Origin of the sequence: Clostridioides sp. ES-S-0005-03 (assembly GCF_020658455.1) — a bacterium.
GTDB lineage: Bacteria > Bacillota > Clostridia > Peptostreptococcales > Peptostreptococcaceae > Clostridioides.
On the sequence record NZ_JACVWI010000002.1, the window covers coordinates 647,074 to 668,213 of the forward strand.

Annotated in this window: 22 protein-coding genes; 2 read left to right on the forward strand and 20 right to left on the reverse strand. The window is 30.5% G+C overall.

Annotated elements, in window-relative coordinates; translation table 11 throughout:
• Positions 1–45 precede the first annotated feature (45 nt).
• The 8 genes from IC218_RS11975 to IC218_RS12010 form a co-directional block, all read right to left on the reverse strand.
• A complete protein-coding gene (locus tag IC218_RS11975; RefSeq protein ID WP_227435736.1) occupies positions 46–561 on the reverse strand; it encodes a 4Fe-4S dicluster domain-containing protein in 516 nt (171 codons plus the stop codon).
• Positions 561–1,937 carry a [FeFe] hydrogenase, group A gene (locus IC218_RS11980; RefSeq protein WP_227824508.1) on the reverse strand — a complete coding sequence of 459 codons (1,377 nt, stop codon included), beginning with the start codon at positions 1,935–1,937 and terminating at the stop codon, positions 561–563. Before IC218_RS11980 ends, IC218_RS11975 begins: the two co-directional genes overlap by 1 nt.
• Before the next feature lie 20 nt (positions 1,938–1,957).
• Positions 1,958–2,509: a 4Fe-4S dicluster domain-containing protein gene (locus tag IC218_RS11985; protein WP_227435731.1), complete on the reverse strand. Its 552-nt coding sequence runs from the start codon at positions 2,507–2,509 to the stop codon at positions 1,958–1,960.
• A gap of 36 nt (positions 2,510–2,545) precedes the next feature.
• Entirely contained in the window at positions 2,546–2,719 is a 174-nt protein-coding gene (locus IC218_RS11990) for a hypothetical protein (RefSeq protein ID WP_227435728.1), read from the reverse strand.
• 11 nt (positions 2,720–2,730) lie between these two features.
• Positions 2,731–3,564 carry a formate dehydrogenase accessory sulfurtransferase FdhD gene (gene fdhD, locus IC218_RS11995; RefSeq protein ID WP_227435717.1) on the reverse strand — a complete coding sequence of 278 codons (834 nt, stop codon included), beginning with the start codon at positions 3,562–3,564 and terminating at the stop codon, positions 2,731–2,733.
• A 47-nt stretch (positions 3,565–3,611) separates the two neighbouring features.
• Positions 3,612–5,756, reverse strand: a complete 2,145-nt coding sequence (gene fdhF / locus IC218_RS12000) for a formate dehydrogenase subunit alpha (protein ID WP_227481836.1) — start codon at positions 5,754–5,756, stop codon at positions 3,612–3,614.
• Between the two features lie 244 nt (positions 5,757–6,000).
• A complete protein-coding gene (locus tag IC218_RS12005) occupies positions 6,001–7,059 on the reverse strand; it encodes a lysylphosphatidylglycerol synthase transmembrane domain-containing protein (RefSeq protein ID WP_227435711.1) in 1,059 nt (352 codons plus the stop codon).
• A 204-nt stretch (positions 7,060–7,263) separates the two neighbouring features.
• A complete protein-coding gene (locus tag IC218_RS12010) occupies positions 7,264–7,923 on the reverse strand; it encodes a response regulator transcription factor (protein WP_227481835.1) in 660 nt (219 codons plus the stop codon).
• A 318-nt stretch (positions 7,924–8,241) separates the two neighbouring features.
• Between IC218_RS12010 and IC218_RS12015 the strand changes: the two genes are divergently transcribed.
• On the forward strand, positions 8,242–8,871 hold the full coding sequence (locus IC218_RS12015) for a DUF3786 domain-containing protein (RefSeq protein ID WP_227824509.1): 630 nt from the start codon (positions 8,242–8,244) through the stop codon (positions 8,869–8,871).
• A 280-nt stretch (positions 8,872–9,151) separates the two neighbouring features.
• Here the strand turns inward: IC218_RS12015 and IC218_RS12020 are convergent, their stop codons facing one another.
• The 5 genes from IC218_RS12020 to IC218_RS12040 form a co-directional block, all read right to left on the reverse strand.
• Positions 9,152–9,715: a DUF1062 domain-containing protein gene (locus IC218_RS12020; protein ID WP_227824510.1), complete on the reverse strand. Its 564-nt coding sequence runs from the start codon at positions 9,713–9,715 to the stop codon at positions 9,152–9,154.
• A gap of 295 nt (positions 9,716–10,010) precedes the next feature.
• A complete protein-coding gene (locus IC218_RS12025; protein WP_227435701.1) occupies positions 10,011–10,289 on the reverse strand; it encodes a CD3324 family protein in 279 nt (92 codons plus the stop codon).
• 262 nt (positions 10,290–10,551) lie between these two features.
• On the reverse strand, positions 10,552–11,313 hold the full coding sequence (locus IC218_RS12030; RefSeq protein ID WP_227435699.1) for an epoxyqueuosine reductase: 762 nt from the start codon (positions 11,311–11,313) through the stop codon (positions 10,552–10,554).
• Between the two features lie 145 nt (positions 11,314–11,458).
• The gene (locus tag IC218_RS12035; protein WP_227824511.1) at positions 11,459–13,516 is read right to left on the reverse strand and encodes an exosporium glycoprotein BclB-related protein; all 2,058 of its coding nucleotides are present in this window, start codon (positions 13,514–13,516) and stop codon (positions 11,459–11,461) included.
• A 78-nt stretch (positions 13,517–13,594) separates the two neighbouring features.
• Positions 13,595–14,671, reverse strand: a complete 1,077-nt coding sequence (locus tag IC218_RS12040) for a glycosyltransferase (RefSeq protein ID WP_227435695.1) — start codon at positions 14,669–14,671, stop codon at positions 13,595–13,597.
• 279 nt (positions 14,672–14,950) lie between these two features.
• Between IC218_RS12040 and IC218_RS12045 the strand changes: the two genes are divergently transcribed.
• A complete protein-coding gene (locus IC218_RS12045) occupies positions 14,951–15,442 on the forward strand; it encodes a DUF2284 domain-containing protein (protein ID WP_227435693.1) in 492 nt (163 codons plus the stop codon).
• Between the two features lie 377 nt (positions 15,443–15,819).
• Here the strand turns inward: IC218_RS12045 and clpP are convergent, their stop codons facing one another.
• The 7 genes from clpP to IC218_RS12080 form a co-directional block, all read right to left on the reverse strand.
• Entirely contained in the window at positions 15,820–16,404 is a 585-nt protein-coding gene (gene clpP, locus IC218_RS12050; protein WP_227435691.1) for an ATP-dependent Clp endopeptidase proteolytic subunit ClpP, read from the reverse strand.
• Positions 16,401–16,883, reverse strand: coding sequence for a helix-turn-helix domain-containing protein (locus tag IC218_RS12055; RefSeq protein ID WP_227824512.1), 483 nt, complete (start codon positions 16,881–16,883; stop codon positions 16,401–16,403). The genes clpP and IC218_RS12055 overlap by 4 nt, the downstream gene beginning before the upstream one ends.
• A gap of 134 nt (positions 16,884–17,017) precedes the next feature.
• A complete protein-coding gene (locus IC218_RS12060) occupies positions 17,018–17,461 on the reverse strand; it encodes a DUF3021 family protein (RefSeq protein ID WP_227481831.1) in 444 nt (147 codons plus the stop codon).
• A 15-nt stretch (positions 17,462–17,476) separates the two neighbouring features.
• Positions 17,477–17,914, reverse strand: coding sequence for a LytTR family DNA-binding domain-containing protein (locus IC218_RS12065; RefSeq protein WP_227435684.1), 438 nt, complete (start codon positions 17,912–17,914; stop codon positions 17,477–17,479).
• Positions 17,915–17,971: 57 nt separating this feature from the next.
• The gene (locus IC218_RS12070; protein WP_227435682.1) at positions 17,972–18,829 is read right to left on the reverse strand and encodes an ABC transporter permease; all 858 of its coding nucleotides are present in this window, start codon (positions 18,827–18,829) and stop codon (positions 17,972–17,974) included.
• On the reverse strand, positions 18,822–19,565 hold the full coding sequence (locus IC218_RS12075; RefSeq protein ID WP_227481829.1) for an ABC transporter ATP-binding protein: 744 nt from the start codon (positions 19,563–19,565) through the stop codon (positions 18,822–18,824). Before IC218_RS12075 ends, IC218_RS12070 begins: the two co-directional genes overlap by 8 nt.
• Before the next feature lie 168 nt (positions 19,566–19,733).
• Positions 19,734–21,140 (reverse strand): PLP-dependent aminotransferase family protein, encoded by a 1,407-nt coding sequence (locus tag IC218_RS12080; RefSeq protein WP_227824513.1) that lies wholly within the window; start codon positions 21,138–21,140, stop codon positions 19,734–19,736.

Here is a 21,140-nt window from a genome sequence, read left to right on the forward strand (position 1 = left end):
GGAGACTCTAATAACAACTAGAACTCCATCTTTTTATTAATTATATTATAATATAGCTAACTTTCTTTTATTTTTAACAGTATTATCTATATCCTCATCTTTAACTATAGTAAATGCTTTTGTTGGACATACATTTACACATGCTGGTCCTTCTGGTGAATCTATGCAAAAATCACATTTGTTTGCTGTCATTCTTTCTCTAAAGCAAAGCTTTCCTTTGTCTATATCTTTTAGTGTAACTATATCTATTGCTCCTATAGGACATGCCAGCATACAAGTCTTACATCCTATACAATTTTCTTCATTTATTTTTATTGTATTACCCACCCTAACTATACCACCATTTGGACAGGCCTTTGCACAAGGAGCATCCTCACAATGTCTACATTGTATTGGAGCACTAACTTCCTTTGTTTTTATGACAGAAAGTTTTGGATTAAAGTTTATCTCGTCTGGACTTTTGTAAAAAATATCTTCATCTGAATGTGCAACCACACATCCTATCATACAAGTTCTACATCCTATGCACTTATCAGGGTCTGCTATAACAAAATAATTCATTACTTAGCCACTTCCTTTCCTATACAGTATGTAGTGTGTAATAAATGATGAGATTTTTCTCCTAATGGCTCCACTAGATATTCATCATATAATTTTTTAATGTCAGAATTTTCATGAGATTTTCTAATTGCCAAGTGTTCATCATGCACATATGTTGCTTTTGTTCTATTTTCATAGGCTAATTCTTTATATTCTTCTAGTAAAATTTTTGGCTGACCTCCACCACTTACACATCCAACAGGACAAGTCATAACCTCTATAAAATCTATATCCAACTTTCCTTTTTCTAAATCTTCAAGTACTGGTATTACATTTTGCAGTCCACTTACTACACCAACTCTTAAGTCTAAATCACCTACCTTAATAGTTGATTTTCTAAAACCACTTTCTCCTCGTACTTGTTTTACTTCTACATTAGGTATGCTTTCTCCAGTTATAAGCTCATAACCTGTTCTTATAGCTGCTTCCATAACTCCACCAGTAACACCAAATATAGTTCCAGCTCCACTGTAACTACCTAAAGGGCTGTCAAACTTTTCTTCTCTTAAATTTTTAAAATCAATTCCCATGTCTTTTATTAGGTAAGCTAGTTCTCTAGTAGTTAACACTACATCTACATCTCTATATCCACTAGAATCCATCTCTTCTCTATCACATTCATACTTTTTACATGTGCATGGCATTATAGAAACACTAAATATTTTAGATGCATCCACATTATTTATTTCTGCGCCATATGTCTTAAATATTGCGCCACCCATCTGTTGAGGTGATTTACAAGAAGATAAGTGATTAGTTAACTTAGGATAATTTTTTTCCATAAATTTAACCCAAGCTGGACAACAAGATGTAAACATTGGAAGAGTTCCACCTTCTGTAACCCTCTTAATTAACTCACTACCTTCTTCCATTATAGTTAAATCAGCTGCGAAATTAGTATCATAAACTCTATCAAATTTTAATGCTCTAAGCGCTGCTGCCATTTTTCCAGCACCTAAATATCCTAGATAGTATCCAAAATCCTCTCCCAAAGCTACTCTAACTGCTGGTGCACATTGAACCATAGTAAATACATCTGGGTCACTTAAAGCTTTTTTTACCCTATCTACATCGCATACATTATGTGCTGCGAATATAGGTTCATTTATTGATTCTGGTATTTTTCGTTCTTGTTTTTTATCTTTCAAAAACTCAAATCCTTCATCTATAACTGAAGCATACGATTTACAAGTTTGAACACATTGACCACACATAACACATCTATCTAGGTTTATCTCTTGTGGTTTTCCTTCTTCCCCCTCAATAGCATTTACTGGACATACCTTTGAACATTCTCTGCATCCAGTACATAAATCTTTATCTATATTTATTATCATAAACGTCACCCCTTTATCCTTTATTTATTTGTCAACAATAAACTAAGTGCAGCTTGTCTATTCTTAGCTTTTTTGTCATCTATTGGAGTAACAAGTTTTAATGCATCTTGAGGACATGCGCTTATACAAGCTATTTTTTCATTGTCTTTACATAAATCGCACTTATACGCTATTTTTTTATTTTCTTCCAAAATTACTTGTTCTACTTCTTTACCATCTTTATATTGTGGAAGTAAATCTATAGCTCCAAAAGGACATGCTAGGAGACAAGTTTTACACCCTATACACTTTTCTTCATTAACAAACATGACATTGTTCTCTTTGTTTATAGCTTTTTGTGGACATGAATTTAGACAAGGAGCATCTTCGCAATGTCTACATTGTATTGGCATACAGAAAGTATCACCTTTTACTAAATAGAGTCTAGGTATAACTGGTATGTCAACTGTCCCAACCGTATATCCTACATTATTATGTTGGTTATGCATTGTAAAACAAGCTACTTCACAAGATCTGCAACCTGTACATTTACTTGGGTCTGCTATTACAAAAGAGCCTATTTTATTATTCATATTATCCCACCTTTCAATTTGTATATTTCTAAGTCCCTAGTTATTTTTATTATATATATTTATATATTTTAGTGTTTTTTCAATACTTATATTTCGCTTGCATTTTTTACACAAATTATATTTATTGGCATATACTTTGTCAGTATCATCAATTACTACTCCACACACTTCACATCTTGAATATTTTTTTTCTTCTTTATTAGCATACATACGCTTCAGTCTCACTTTTTGATAACTCTCTGTGAATTTGCATAGATATTCATTCGTCTTCCTCTTACAAATCCAATAAGAGTTATATTTAATTTTTTAGAAAGCTCTATTGATAAATTAGTTGGTGCTGATTTTGATATTACAATAGGAATTTGAGTCATAGCTGCCTTTAGTATCATCTCTAAAGATATTCTCCCACTTACAACTACAGTTTTATCTTTTAGTGATATTTCATTTAAAACACAAAACCCTATTGCTTTATCCATTGCGTTATGCCTTGCTACATCTTCACAGGTCACTATTTTTTTATCATTATCAAATATGGATACACTATGTACTCCACCTGTATTTTTAAATAATTCTGACGAATTTAAGTTTTTATCCATTATACTGTAAATCGCATCATAATTTATTTTTATATTACTCTCTACAGGAGCACAACTTATATAGTCTAGTGAGTTTAAAAATATAATTTGTTCCTCTTCATCCTTATGTCTCTCTTGAATAGTTACTTTTGTAACACGTTCCTTATCATTTATTTCTATATCTAATATGTCTTTTTTATTTTCTATATATCCCTTTGTTCTCAAAAAACCAACTACAAGCTCTTTTAAATTATATGGTGTACATAAAAATGTATTTATGTATTTATCATTTAAAATAAAGCTAAGTGGATATTCTGCAATTATTTCTTCATATTCATTTGATAAATCATGTTCATTTATTTTGCTTATTTCTAATTTAAAAGAATTCATGTATTCATAATCTACTAAACTATAACTGTTTTCAAAAACTTCACCTTTACTATTTTCTTGGGACTTAGTTTTTGAGTATATATTCTCCATAAGATATTTGCCCTTCCGCTTTTTATAAATCTTTAATCTAATAACTACTAAACATTTGTGGCAGTCATTTTATCTTTAAGACTTTGATATTCTTCTCTTACACATTTCTCTGCTAACTCTTGGTCATCAAGTTTTTCAAGTTTAACAGCACAATATTTGTATTCTGGTGTTTTAGATATAGGGTCTAAGTTTGCTATTGTAAGCTCATTACAAGCTCCAACCCACCACTGATAAGTCATATATGTTGCTCCTTCTTTAACTCTGTCAGTTACTGTTGCTCTTGTTATTACACTTCCTCTTCTTGAACTAATTCTAACTAGTTCATCATCTTCAATTCCTAATCTATCTGCATCATTACAATTTATTTGAACACGACCTGGCTCATCTTCTAATGAACTAAGTGTTCTACAGTTACCAGTCATAGTTCTTACTGAATAGTGACCAACTTCTCTCACAGTACATAAACTAAATGGATACTCATCATCTTCAACTTCCATAGGAGGTCTCCATTCTGCAGCAAATAAATTACCTCTTCCATTAGGAGTAGAGAATTTTTGTCCTTCATATAGATACATAGTTCCTTTGTCTTCCATACTTTCACTCTTACAAGGCCATTGAACAGAACCTTGGGCCTCTATTTTTTCATAAGTAGCACCTAAGAAATTTGGACATAATGCTCTAAGTTCATCCCATATTTCTCTAGTATTTTTGTAGTTCATAGGATATCCCATTGCTGTAGAAATTTCACTTATAATTTGCCAGTCTGGTTTTACATCTCCTTGTGGCTCTATAGCTTTTCTCATCAATTGGAATCCTCTATCTGCACATGTATATACTCCATCATGTTCGCCCCAAGAAGTAGCTGGAAGTATAACATCAGCATGAAGTGCTGTCTTATTCATAAATATATCTTGAACAACAACAAACTCTAACTCATCTAAAGCTTCTCTAACTTCTGATGCATCTGGGTCACTTTGTACTGGGTCTTCCCCAAATATATAATAAGCTTTAAGCTTCTTCTCTTTTAACACTAAATTTGGAACTTGAGTTAAACTATATCCATTATTAGGAGATAACTTTACTCCCCAAGCATTTTCAAATTTTTCTCTTATCTTATCATCAGTTACATTTTGATAACCAGGATATACATTAGGAAGAGCCCCCATATCACAAGCTCCTTGAACATTATTTTGTCCACGTACAGGTCCTATTCCAACGCTTTCTCTACCAAAATTACCTGTAAGTAGAGCAATTGATGCAAGCCCTTTAACTACATCAACAGCTTGACCAAATTGGCAGACACCCATTCCATAAAGTATCATTGCCTTCTTACCTTTTGCATATTCTCTCATAGCTCTTCTTATAAGTTCTTCTGGAATTCCTGTCAGCTTCTCAGCATATTTAGCTGTATATGGTTTAACAATTTCTTTGTACTCATCAAATCCTTGTGTATGGTTTTGAACAAAGTCTTTATTGTAAAGACCTTCTTCTATTAAAACGTTTCCAAAAGCATTTACTAAAACCATATTTGTTCCACCCTTTATAGGTAGATGTATATCAGCAATTCTTGCAGACTCAGTTAATCTAGGGTCAGTAACAATTAACTTAGCTCCATTTTTCTTAGCTTTAATTATTCTATTTGCAACTATTGGATGTGAATCTGCTCCATTATATCCAAATATGAATAAAACATCTGCGTTTTCTATTTCTGGTATAGAATTAGACATTGCACCACTACCTAATGAGTAAGCCAGACCGGCTACAGATGGTGCATGTCAGACACGAGCACAATGGTCAACATTATTAGTTCCTATTGTAGCTCTCATAAATTTTTGCATTATATAATTTGCTTCATTACCAGGCCCTCTTGCAGAGCCTGTTCCCATAATAGAATCAGGACCATATTTTTCTTTAATTTCGTTTAATCTTGAAGCTGTATAACTTATAGCTTCATCCCATTCAACCTCTTCTAACACACCTTGTTTTCTTATCATTGGTTTTTTTAGCCTAGGTGTTAAAATTTTAGGGTCATTTAGAAAATCCCATCCATAACGACCTTTTAAACATAAACTTCCTTGATTTGTTCTACCATCAGCTGGCTCCGCTTTTAATATCTTGTTATCTTTTACTACTAGATATAATTGGCATCCAGCTCCACAGTATGGACAAACTGTTAAAATTTTCTTCTCCATACATTTCCCCCCTTAGATTTATCCCCTGATGAGTAAAATTTACCTTAAAGATAATAAAGTACTTTTATAATATGCAAAATTTACAAATATTTTGCAATATTATCTATTAAATTCAACAATTTTCTCACAATTCCTTTTAAATTTTAAAAAAAATATGTCATAACAATCCTTATATTTTAATCGCCTAATTAAAATATTATAGTTCTTATGACATATTTTTTACTATATGCTTATTTAGATTTATCTAATTTTCACTTAAAATGGCATTTCTACCAATTCTATTTTTCATTCTATAGTGAGTGATTACAGTAAAGATACCACTTCCAATCAGAATCAAATAGTACATAAATCCACCATATAAAAATACTGCATAACCCATTAGAGGTTGAGGGAATACTGATTTAAATATAGTGAAAAATGCTAATTCATTAGCTCCTACATTACCAGGTGTTGGTATTGGAGATATTGCCATATATAAAAAAGCTTGTAGTGTTAATATATAAATATAACTATAACCTTGTAAATTAAATGCTTTATATATCCAAAATGAGACACTAAAGTAAGCACTTAATTGAATAAAAGTCACTATAATAGTTAAAATCAATACTTTTTTATTTTTAGCAAAAAAACTTATTGCTTTACTATAATCATCTATAAAATTTTCTATAGAGTCTACTTTACTCTCTAGGAATCTTAAAAACTTAAATTTTGATAAATATTTTACTGAAACTCTCATAAAATATTTTATTTTTTGAGGATTTAAAATAACTAAAATTATCATAATTAAAACAAATGAATTAATTGCTATTCCTAGAAACACTAAGGGCATGATTACTTTCATTTGTTTTTCTAGCATAGCTAGATTCATTAATACTAATATTGTGCAATAAACAGTAACTACTATTTGAAAAATAATAGACTTATTTGTAACAACTGCACTTGCTTTACTAAGTGGCATTTTGCATTTTTTAAGTACATATATTTGTACTGGTTGGCTTCCTGAAGCAAATGGAGTTATTAGATTATAATAAAATCCCATAATGGCTAGCTTGAAACCAATAAATCTAATATTGACTTTGTGAGTACTTTCTATAATTATCTTCATTACTAATCCTTCAAGCATTATGTGAGACATTATTGCCAAAGCCCCTACAAATAAAAACTTTTTATCTACCATAGTTATAACATTTGATAACATCTTAATATCTAATGTTTTAAATACCAAGTAAATTGTTATACCTATTAATAAAAATAAAAATGTATACTGTAGTAGACTCTTTCTAATATTTTTTAGTTTATCCATTAGAAAAACCATCCTTTGCTCAAGATTTATATTAAACACCATATTATTAGTATACACTACTAATATTAATATTTTATAACAAAATACCTTACAATTTTGTAATTTACAAAAAATATTAATCTATAAATTAAATTTTAATATATAGATTAATATTTTACAAACATTTTGTAGATATATAATGTATTTGCACTGAGTAATACTTTATTATATCCACTTATATCCTATCCCCCATACAGTCTCTATTGTATAAATATCATAAGATTTCAACTTGCTTCGTATATTTTTTATGTGTTCTGTAATAACACTTATATCACTTTCTCCATCAAATCCATATATATGCTCATATATTCTTTCTTTTGAAAAGACTTGTCCCTTATTTTTTGCTAGAAATTCACATATTAGGTACTCACTCTTAGTAAAATTTATCTTATTATTATCAACAGAAATTTCTTTTCCCAAAAAATTAAATTGAACATTTGATATAGTTAATGAATTTTTTTTCTCTCTATTTTCTCTTCTCAAATGAGCATTTATTCTGGCTCTTAACTCACCTACACCAAAAGGCTTTGTAATATAATCATCTGCCCCTATACCAAGACCATACATAACATCACTTTCCATATTTTTAGCTGTCAAAAACAATATTGGACAATCAACCTTATTTCTTATAATTTTACATACTTCAAAACCATCCATTTTGGGCATCATTACATCTAATATTATTAGATTAAAAGGATTATAATCAATATCAAAAATGTTTTCTACATCACTAATTACCTTTACTTCATGCCCATCTCTTTTTAATATATTTTCAATTAACTTTAACATATCTAATTCATCATCTACTACTAGTATCTTAGACATACTAACACCTCCATTACATATTTAATGACACCTTAATTTATATATTTAGTTATATCTTTATAAATTTATATAAAATCTCATACTATTATATTATAACTTAAAGCAATTAATTAATATTTTATAGTAGAATCATTTTAACACTTCAAACATAAAAAATTTATATTTTAAACACTTAATATTTATTTTACATAGATTCCTTTAAATAGCAAAATTTATTTATTAATTTAATATTGTAATATTCTGGATATATAATAAAATCAATAATAAGAAAACTTTTTATAAATATATAAATAGGTCTTTAAATCGGAGGAAAATATTATGGATAAAAATATCAAAACAAGTAATTATAATGTCCCATTTGATTATGCACGAAAAAAACTCAAAGAATTGGACCCTCATACAATTAGTAATTTAAGTAATATTGACTTTAATAGTGATTCAAGCAAATTTACTATTGATTTTTTTGGTAGACAGTATATAGTTGATTATCCGAGTGGAGAAGTTTGGAATAGTAATGGAAGTCTCTGTAAAAATTTCGAACTTAAGATTCTAATGCTTAGGTATTTGTGTAATTCTAAAGGTATACCTCTTACAAATAAATATATAACTTTTAAAGAAGTTCCTGGAGGCAATGTCTATTATCCTAACTTTCTAAATAGAACTCTAGCAAGACTTTCAGAAATCTTTACATCTAAAATAGATAAATATAAACTGGTCATGGAGAATATTGGAGCTGAAAAAATAAAGATGGGTGACCTAGCTTATAAGTTTACATACATAGGTAATACTTCTATGATATTTATACTTTGGTTTGGAGATGATGAATTTCCACCAAATTCAAATATATTATTTGACTCTAATATAATTTATTATTTTAATGCAGAAGACTTAGCAGTTGTTCCTGACACAGCTATAGATGCAATTTTGAATAAAGTAAATCAATTATAAACATTGATACTATTGTAGTAGAATTCTTGATAAATTTAGTCAGAATCTAATATGAAATGGAGTTAAGAAATGAACATAGAAAATCAATATTTATCAGATAAGGTAAGCCAAGTGCACTAGCTACAACACACTACTATGAGATATTAGAAAATCTAGAAAAAAGATAATGCTATTATACACAAATAAGTATAGCTTCTTTGTATTTTTTAAAGCTGCTATACTTATTTAAAATGATGTTACATAAAACATGTTAAACTGGCTGGTCTAACCGATTTAAATATTATTGTTTACTCTTTCCAATTTGTAACACAATCTCATAATTTAACTTACTTCTCCTTAGGTCAACTCCAGATATACTTTTTATCATCCCACAGTCTAACATGTCTTCAAAGACCTTTCTAGATATGCCAAGCTTCTCACGTAATAACGTGGATACCTTTAATTGACATGGATACTTACTTGTAATACGAATTTGTGTAGAGTCATCAATACAAATATCTTGACCTACTATTTTATATTCTGGGATGCCAACTTTCGCCCCATTTCTATGTAAAAACTCAACATTCATAGCATATTGTTTAACAAGATTATAATCATTCGTATAAAATTGTTCTAATATCTCTGGATTTAAGTTTTTTGGATTAATACGAGAATATATAGTTGAATTCCATGTTGAATCACAATTTGAGCATTTATATATTAACCAAATATCTAAATACTTATGTTGGGCATTCACTCTAAATAAATCTGAACAGATGTATTCAGTCTTTTTCCCACATTTTTTACAGTACCTAATTACTGGCAATTGGGATTTATACTCAATCTCCCAAGTAATTTTTTGCATAAATACATTTTCCTTTCTATAATATTGCTAAAATAGAAAGTCGTGAAAAGGTGGAATATAATCAAGCATTTTTTTCAAAACAGTACCTCCTAATTTTTAATAAATTTAAATTTCAATTACACACTTATATAATAAATTATTTCCTCTTAATATAGACACTACTGCTGAATTTTCTTATTATATAAGCTTCTGAAATTAATTAAATTATAGCATCCACTAAAAAAAAACTATACCTTAAACATTTTTAACAAAAGAAAATAAGCCAGTATAGTTATAGAACTATACTGGCTTACACTTAAATATCTTTTCTTTTTTCTTGTAATATAATTCTTTGAATACTCTTCAAAGACAGATAATATTTTTCTGATAAATACTGCAAATCATGACCAACTTGATAATCTTCATAAATTTGCATATTTCTAATTGTTAAATCTTCACGAGTAGATGTATTACTTCCCCATTCTCTTTTATTGTTTGATTTTCTGGGAATATAAATACATTCTCCATCCACATATTCTTGTATCAATTCAAGTAATTCTTCTGGTAATATATGTATTGCTTTTTTATAGCTCATTTTGCTCTCCTATTAAACAGTAATTTTTTATTAGGAATAGCAAAGGGCTATCTGTATATTAAATTTTATAGTTGCAATAGCCCTTGCTATGCAAAAATAAAGATTAAATCAAGCATAAAGTCTCACCCCTCCTTATATCACAGCGATACATATAAGTCTATCAATAGCACAAATAGTTGTCAATCAACATAATTTCTTTATTTTTTATTTATATTTGTAGTTTATTATATATCAAATTAGAATTGTTAATTAAAAAAAACTTTTACATTGATGGGTTTATTACTGAACATGGAACTCCAACTATACATTTTCCACAGATATCACATCCACCTATATAAGAATATTTTTTCTCATTTATCATACACATTTCATAACACTTATTTCTATCAAACCCATCTTCTTTTAAAGCTTCTTTCACACATTTACTTACACACTTTTTACAACTATTATTATGTTTATACAAGCAGTATTCCTTTTCTGGTCTTTTAGTTGGTTCTAACTTTAAGCTTGTGATTATACTTCCTATCCTTCCACAACATCCTTTTTCTGTAATAAGCATATTGTTTAGACCAAAAGTTCCAAGACCTGCTATGAATGCTACATGTCTTTGTGACCAATCACTAATCAATTTATCATTATCAAAATTATATGACCCAGGAATAGCATAGGAGTCAAATCCCATGTTGCCTAGCTCTTCACATAAAAAATTATTTAAATCGGAAATCAATTTATTAGTTTCTATATAAGCTCTTGCCCAACTTTCTGAACATTCGAGCCCTCCAATATTACTATTATTTATGTTTTTATCAAAGGGTATAAAATATGTAATTATAGTCTTACCATCTTTTAAAAAATCTTTTGGCATAGCATGAGATGTTCCTACAATATTTTTTAACTGATAAAACATTTCATCTTCAGCAGAAGCATAGGCAAATAAAAGCTCTTGCCACTTTTGAGTCACATCATTTGAATTATAATAATCTTTTACAAAGTTATTCATTAATTTTTCAATTCTATTTTTCATAATATCCCCCCAAAAAAGTATCTCTTTCTAATTTAATACTATTATTTTATATTATATAATAGTATGCTATATTCTGCTCATCAATTAATATAAAAAAGCTTCTAATATCAATCAGATACTAGAAGCCTTTTTTTAATTATATAATTTAGTTAATCGAAATTCCTGCACTTGCATATCCTGCTACAGTATTAACTAATGAAAGTCCTGACGCTGTCGCTGTAAATACTAGTAAGAATCTAGTTTGTGCTGTTACTGATATATTTAATCCTGTTACAATTCCATTAGAAACTGAACCAAGTGATAATATACCTGTAAGTGGTGGAGCCAGTGTAACTGTTGCTCCTGGTACAGCTGTAAACGAGTTGTTTGGTGCAGTTGATTCATAAAGTGTAGCTGTAATTGTGACTGTTGAACCAATAAGTGAAAGCGCTGCTGTTGTACTAAAATATGCTGAAATAGATGTTATTGTTCCAGCTCTTGGCATTGAAAATGCAAAGTTAGTCAATGTTCCTGCTGCATTTGTAAGGTCTATTACTCCACCAACTATACTTAGGCCTGGAGCTGAACTTCCAAAACCTACAAATCCTGGTGTGCCCACTAATCCACCAGCTATAGTTGTAAGTGCTAGTGGTATACCTGATGCAAAAGGTATTATAGCACTAGCTCCTGGTATTCCTGTTGCCCCTGTTGGACCTGTTGCTCCTGTTGGACCTGTTACTCCTGTTGCTCCAGCTGCTCCTGTATTTCCTGTTGCACCTGTTGGGCCTGTTGCTCCATCTGCTCCTGTATTTCCTGTTGCACCTGTTGGGCCTGTTGCTCCATCTGCTCCTGTATTTCCTGTTGCTCCTGTTGGGCCTGTTACTCCTGTTGCTCCAGCTGCTCCTGTATTTCCTGTTGCTCCTGTTGGACCTACCAATCCATCTGCCCCTGTATTTCCTGTTGCTCCTGTTGGGCCTGTTGCTCCATCTGCTCCTGTATTTCCTGTTGCTCCTGTTGGACCTGTTGGACCTGGTACTCCATCTGCTCCTGTGTTTCCTGTTGCTCCTGTTGGACCTACTAATCCATCTGCTCCTGTTGGGCCTGTTGCTCCTGTTGCTCCTGTCACTCCTGTTATTCCTGTTATTCCTACCCCTGTTGCTCCTGTTGGACCTGTTGGACCTGTTGCTCCAGCTGCTCCAGCTGCTCCTGTTGGACCTGTTGGACCTACTAATCCATTTGCTCCTGTATCTCCTGTTGCTCCTGTTGGACCTGTTGGGCCTGTTGCTCCATCTGCCCCTGTATTTCCTGTTGCTCCTGTTGGGCCTATCAATCCATTTGCTCCTGTTGCTCCTGTTGGGCCTGTTGGACCTGTCGCTCCAGGTGTTCCTGTTGCTCCTGTTGGACCTATTAAACCTGTTGCTCCTGTTATTCCTACTCCTGTTGCTCCTGTTGGACCTGTTGGACCTGCCAGTCCATCTGCTCCTGTTACTCCTGTTGGACCTGTTGGGCCTGTTACTCCATCTGCTCCTGTATCTCCTGTTGCTCCTGTTGGACCTGTTACTCCTGTCGCTCCAGGTGTTCCTGTTGCTCCTGTTGGACCTGTTGGACCTGCCAATCCATCTGCTCCTGTTGCTCCTGTTACTCCTGTTGGACCTGTTGCTCCAGGTGTCCCTGTTGCTCCTGTTGGACCTATTAAACCTGTTGCTCCTGTTATTCCTACTCCTGTTGCTCCTGTTGGACCTGTTGGGCCTGTTACTCCAAATCCTGTTGCTCCTGTTATCCCTGTTGGACCTGTTATTCCATTTGCTCCTGTTACTCCTGTTGGACCTGTTGGGCCTGTTACTCCATCTGCTCCTGTATTTCCTGTTGCTCCCGTTGGACCTGTTGGGCCTGTTACTCCAAATCCTGTTGCTCCTGTCGCTCCTGTTGGACCTACTGACCCTGTTGGACCTGTTGGACCTATTAACCCTGTTGCTCCTGTGTTTCCTGTTACTCCTGTGTTTCCTGTTGCTCCTGTTGGACCCATTGGTCCGGTTGGACCTGTTGGGCCTGTTGGACCTGTTCTACCTCTTGGACCCATTGGACCTGTTGGACCTATACATGATGGTGGGCAACCATGATGACAGTCACAACTATTACAACTATCACAACTGCTATTGCAATCATCATAGTTGTTATCATGGTTATTACCATCAAATGGGCCAAAATATTTATTTCTACTCATTACTTAAAGCACCTCCTAATATATTTGAGCTTTCATGCTCTCTATATAATATGTCAAAATTAGTATTATTGTGACTTATCAATAACTTTTATATTTACTAAAATAATTTTCATTGTACAAAATAGCACTATCGTTAGGTTTGATTTCTTTTGCTTTTTCATGATAAGATATCGCTTTATCCATTTCTCCTAGTTTGTCATAGCATACACTTAATTGTATATATGGTAAGTATCCATAACAATCATTTGACTTAAATCCTCCATTAATGTCATTTTTATCTCTAGTTAATGCTACTTTATACCAAAAAATAGCTTCTTTATATCTTTGTCTATCAAACAAGTGCTTTCCTATATCACAGCAAACTTCTGCTCTTGGCTCATCAAATTCAAAGCTTCTAAATAAAGAATATAAGGCACTTTTTTCATCATTAATTAAGTAATAACATGTGGCTAAATCTCTGCAAGCACTTATACAATCCTCAATCCACCCTTTTGAAGAGTCTAAAAACTTAGTAAAACCTTCTATAGCATCTTTATATCTTGCATTATAATACAATTCTCTTGAGTAATAAAACTGATGTCTTGGCTCCAATATCCTACCTTCTGAAATCATTTTTTCAAAAATTCTGAGATTTCTTAAAGGGTCCTGTCTATGAAGTTTTTTATGTGATATTGCAATGTCAGAATAAAATATTTCTCCAACAAGAGGTATTACTTCATGAATAGGGTCAACCCATTTATAATTAGAACTTCTCTTAAATAAGCGTTCTCTATAATATGATAAAGTTGGTTTTCCGTTTTCATCAAATGATACATTGTATTTTGCCATGACCATATCAATAGAAGTATCTAAATTTTCTTTAACTTTTGATAGTTCTTTTCTATCCTCTTCTAAAATTATGTCATCTGCATCAAGCCACATTATATAGTCTTTAGAAGCTTTAGAAAATGAAAAATTTCTCGCAGCAGAGAAGTCATCTATCCATTCGAAATCGTACACCATGTCTGTATATTTTGAAACTATTTCTTTTGTGGAATCTGTGGAACCAGTATCTACAACTATAATTTCATCTACTAAATCCTTTACACACTCTAAACATCTGCCTATAACTTCTTCTTCATTTTTAACAATCATGCACAAACTTATTGTAATCATAATGTACAACTCCTTTGTCTTTTATATATTACAGACATAAGTAATATATGGTATTTACTCTTATTTTGTTATTGAAATATGGAAAATTTTTAACGACAAAAAATTAGTAGGTAAGTTTATTTATCATATATGTTTATAGTTCATTTTTATTTAATTCATAATTTAAATATATCGATTTGATTGATATTTATTTTTGCGTTACCATAAGTATAAGAATACGTAAAATTTAACCATTCATACAAGATAAAAAATAAAACTATTTTTGATAGGAGGTAAATTATGAAAAAATACTTTGAAATATTAAAATCTAGTGGAGCTGACATTGCAGTTTCAATAGACCCTAAAACGATTGTCACAGCAGCATGGACAATTTATAAGTGTCAGTTTGGTTGTAATACATATGGTCATAGTCATTGTTGTCCACCCAATACTCCAACCTATCAACAGACGCAAGCAATAATAGATTGTTACAAAAAAGCTATTTTATTTCGATGTCATAAAATGAGTATTGTTACTCCTTTAGCTGTTGAAATAGCAAGAGAACTTTTTTTAGATGGATATTATAAATCAATTGCTTTTGGAAGTGGCCCTTGTACAAAGTGTGCTAAATGTAATCCTGATACTTGTAGTTTTCCTAACAAGACTGCTCCATCAATGGAAGCATGTGGTATTGATGTTTTTGCTACAGTAAGGTCAAATGGACTTGAAATAAATACTTTACGAGAAAAAGGAGAAATTCAAAACCACTTTGGCTTATTATTAGTTGATTAAAAAAATTAATATTTTCTACTGAACTTTTTATATCAATTTTTTGTATTTATTATCTGCATAATAGTATGCAATTATATATTATAAACTTATATTTATAATCTTCTTTATCTTTTATCATAAGTTCATAGGATTTACATCTAAATTAACCCCTTATGCAAATTAACCAGTGTGGTCTATAAGTTATCATATCATTGCAACCACATTGGTTAATATCTCTAGAAAATCTCTAAACTGATACGTAAAATTACTATTTATTACTTATTTACTTGACATTTTAAAAAACTTCTTTTTTTAAACAAAAAAATAATCATGTTCATTTAAACATGATTATTTTGACATTAGTTATATACTATAAATTAAGCTTTTAAAATAATACTCTACTCACACTTCTCCATTATATGATCAATCAATCCATATTCTTTAGCTTCCTTTGCAGTCATAAAATTATCTCTATCTGTATCTACTCTAATATCTTCTATTGATTTTCCAGTATTCTCAGAAAGAATTCTATCTAATTTTTCCTTTGTTCTCAACATATTATCTACTGCTATTTTTACATCTGTTGCTTGCCCTTTAGCTCCACCCATAGGTTGATGTATCATAATTTCTGCATTAGGTAAGGCATATCTTTTTCCTTTTGTACCTCCAGAAAGTAAAAAAGCGCTCATACTTGCAGCCATACCAATACAAATAGTTGATACATCACATCTTACATAGTTCATAGTATCGTATATAGCAAACCCTGATGTTACAGCCCCTCCTGGGCTATTTATATATATAGTTATATCTGCATCTGGGTCTTCTGATTCTAAGAATAGTAATTGAGCTACTACTAAACTTGCAATAGCATCATTAATTTCTTCGCCTATAAATATAATTCTATCTTTTAATAGTTTTGAATATATATCATAAGACCTTTCACCTTGACCTGTCTGTTCAATTACATGTGGTACTAAACTCATGCTACTTTCACCTCACAATTAATATTAAAGTTGAGATAAGAATTGATTTCATCTCTTCTTCGTTCATAACTAATACTTGTATAAGAAATACAATCTACATTTTGGATTTGATGATTTGGATTTAAAACAAATCTTTGTTGAATAGGATAAAATTCATCTTTACTTCTATATACTTGTGGAGATTCTTTATATAAAGTTTTAAATGCTAATGTGAAAGACTGGTGTGTAGCATATCCAACTGTAAGAGCTATATCTATAATGTATTTATCTGTAAATACAAGTTGTCTAGCTGCTTCAGTAAGTCTCCTTCTTTTAATATATTGATACATAGTACATCCCACAATGTTTGTAAACATTCTGTGTAAGTGATATTTTGAATAACTAGCAACATCAGCCATTTTATCTAGATTTAGATTTTCTGTAAGATGTTCTTCTATATAATCAATGATTTCCATAATTACATCTGTATTTGTTTTCAACCTCATCATCTCCTTTTAAGTATTATAACTCATACAAGAATTTTCTTCTTAATATAAATTGCTATCTTAAATTAATGACTGATATAAAAACTCAATTAATAATAAATTTATAATTTGTTGAATTGTCTTAGCTATTATTTACTAATTTTATTTTTCCTATATTCTTTCAAACCTTTATTTAATAAAATAGATTCTTCCTTATCTCTTTTACAAGTAGCAAGTGTTATACAAAGATAGATAATAAATATAGATAGTGCTATAAACAGAGTTTGAAAAATATGACCACTATCAATCCAATTACTTTTAAATGAAAACCACAGAACGAAAACAAATAGAAAAATTATATGAATTACTTGGCGAATTAGTAACTCTTTTCTACCTAGTTCTCGTTTTGAATAAAAAATTAATGTGGATAGAGATGTGACCAATGCAATTAATAAAATCTGTTGGAAAATATTTATACTAAATGTCTCATCAGGGCTAAATACTAAACAAGAAGTAAAAACAGATATTAAAACTCCTGTAGTTATCATACAAAAATAACGAACTACATACTTTAGTGTATTTATTAAATTCATATTCAATCAACTCCTTTATATCTTTAGTTTTTTCTTCAACATTGGTACATATTGGCGTGAAATAATTGTCTTTTCACCATTATCTAGTATTACTTCAAATCTACCATTAAACGCTGGTACAATTGAGTCTATTTTTGTAAGATTTAATATTACAGACTTAGATATTCTAAGAAAGTCACTATTAAAAAAAATTTCCTCAATCTGATAAAGCTTCTTCTTAAACTCATAAACATCATTTTTACAATAAAGATAAGTGTGGTTATCTACAGATTCGAAGTAATAGACATCTAAAGGATTGATACGATAGAGTTGTTCATTTTTATATGCTATAAGAGACTCTCTTTGCATCTTGATGTTAAAAATCAATTTAAGTATTTCATCATCAATATTTCTGCATCTTATTATAATTTCATCCTCTTCTCCGTCTAAGGGAGTTTCAATTATTACCTTCACTCTAACACATCCTTTCTTTTGATTTCTATAAAAAGACTATAGTATATTTTCCTACTATTAATTTCTAGCTTTTTTTCTTGATACCATAAGTATAGTAACAAAATAAAATACTATTGCAGAAATAACTAGAAACATAATATGAATTGAATTTTCAGACAAACTTCCAATACCACCAAATGTTACTCCCATATGCTCATTAAATTCAGTTAATGCATTTGTTGAATCCACAAATGTTACTTTTGATGGAGACTCCGTAATAATTTGTCTAAGCAATACAGTCCCATGTGAAATTGGAAATAACTTTATAAGGGTTTGCACTGCTTGAGGTAAGCTTCCAATAGGTATATAAATTCCTGTCAAGAATCCAATAAGAGTACCTATAATCGTAGAAGCAGTTGAAAATGTATCTATGCTATTTAACAAATTTACAATAAAAAATATCATTGCACTAGATGATAAAACGGTTAATAAAATTACACCAATAACCTTTATAATAGAAAGCATAGGTAAAAATTGTCCCCCACTTGATACAATATATATCTCTGCAAGTATAAATGTAAATATACTCATAATTACACCAATTAAATATGAACTTAAAATATATCCTCCTACCAGCTCTCTTGTTTTAACAGGTGAACAATAAAAATCTTTGTTTCTTTTTAACTCCTTATCCAATACTGTAACTCCAAAAGAACCCATTGTTGTAGTTACAGAAACAACAGAAATAATTCCTGCCATTGCCCAACTATTCATTAATATGTCTATATCTTTAATATTTGGATAACCTTCCTTTAAATTTTCTCCTAAAAAAATAACATAGATGCCGATTACAATTATTGCACCTAAAAAAGATGAAAATACTCCTCTTTTATTTCTTAAAAAAATCATTATATTTCTTTGTGCTATATTAAACATTTTTTTCACCTCTATTTCTAACTATATTCAAAAATACATCATCTAAATTATTTGCTTTGTATTTATATTTTAGTTCATGAGGTGAACCTTTTGCTGTTATAACACCATAGTCAAGCATTACAATATAATCAGCTTTTGAAGCCTCCTCCATATAATGGGTTGTAAGAACTATAGAAAAACCATATTGTTTTTGTAATTTTAATATAGTATCCCATACACATTTTCTAGATTCTGGGTCAAGCCCTGTTGTAGGCTCATCTAGAAACAGTATTTTAGGAGTATTTAAAAGAGCTCTTGCTATATCGGCCCTACGCTTTTGACCTCCAGACAATTTACCATATGGTCTATCTATAAATTCCATAGCTCCTACAGATAAAGCAGATTTATGCACAATTTGTCTTACTTTATCTTTATTCTTGATATAAAATTTTGCACGAATTGTAAGATTCTCTCTTACTGTCAAAAGTGAATCTAGTATACTTTCTTGAAATACTACTCCAATTTTTTCTTTAATTTTATTATCCTCTACACCTAATTTATGCCCATCTATAATCACTTCTCCGCTATCATAACTCAATAACGTACAAAGAATATCAATTGTTGTAGATTTTCCAGCACCATTAGCTCCCAGTAATGCAAACAAATTCCCTTCCTCTACATAAAAATCAATCCCTTTCACAGCTTTAAAAGTATCATAGCTTTTTTGCAAATTAATTACTTCTATTATCTTATTCATACATTTCATCTACCTTCCTTAATTGATGATTTCAGAATACAATAAGTAATTTGTCCACACAATACAACTGGAAGTATGTAGTATAAATGAATATGTGAGTTGTAAAAAAACTAAAGTAAAATACATACCTAAAAATAAGATATTGTAAAAAACCTTTCCTAATACATCTTAATTTGTATGTATTATTTTTCTAAGCATTCTTACTCCCTGTTCAATTTCATCAAAATTAAGATGAGCATATCCTAGGACAACTTCATGGTCATATTCTGCTTTATTCTCAATTGCATATTGCTGTATAGGATAAACCCTGATATTTGCTTTATAAATTTGATTGATTAGTTTTTCAGTAAAAATAACATTATAAAAATGAACAACTATGTGAAGCCCAGCTACTTGCCCCTTTATTTTAAATTCATTTGTAAATTCAATATTCAAAATATCAATAAGATATTTACGCTTTCTATTATATAGCTTCTTCATTTTAAATATATGTTTTTCCAAACCTCCATTTTTAATAAATTCAGCTAGAACATACTGAGATATAGATTCTGTATGAACATCAGAATACATTTTTAAGGATTTATAGTCATCTATTATATCATCTGGTAACAACATAAATCCCATACGAATGGCTGGAGATAGTATTTTACTAAACGAACCTATATAAATTACTTTATTTGGATTAAGTTCATAGAGGGAACTAATTGGTTGACCTTCATATCTAAATTCACTGTCATAATCGTCTTCAACTATATAGCAATTATTCTCTACTGCATATTTAATAAGTTCTAGTCTTCTTTGAATTGGTAAAATACCACCTAATGGATATTGATGTGAAGGTGTTGTATATATAAAAGAAACATCCTTTATAGATTTTATTAGGTTAGTATTTATACCTTTATCATCCACTTGAATCCCAACAACTGAATATCCCACAGTAGAAATTACCTTTAACAATCCTTTGTGGATAGGATCCTCCACAATAACTTTTTGATTATTTTTATATAAAACTTGTGATATTAAAGATAGCCCTTGTGTTGAACCAGAAACAATCATAATATTTCGTGGACTACATCTAATTCCTCTAATACGAAATAAATATTGTGATATTTCTTCTCTTAATTTCCACACCCCTGCAGTACTATTATATCTAAAATCTAAGTGTGACAAATCATGTAGTATTTGTTTATATAACTTTGATAATTCTTTGCGTGGAAATAGCTTTAATTCTGGAATTCCAGAACAGAAATCTATATAATTATTTTGTTTATACTCATGTAAACTATCTCTAATTTCAGAAGTATAGTCTAACTTAAAGTCAATTTGATGGTCTAATATTACTTTGGCTATAGTTGTGCCATAGCCATGCCTTGTTTCCAAATATCCCTCTGCAATTAATTGATTATATGCATCTAACACTGTATTTCGTGATACAGAAAGTTCTTTTGCCAAAGTTCTAGATGAAGGTAGTTTTTGTTCAAAATTTAAGCTCCCGCTTAAAATCATGTCTTTTATCTCACAATAAATTTGTCTTGACAATGATATGCCACTATTTCTATTAATTGTAATCCACAT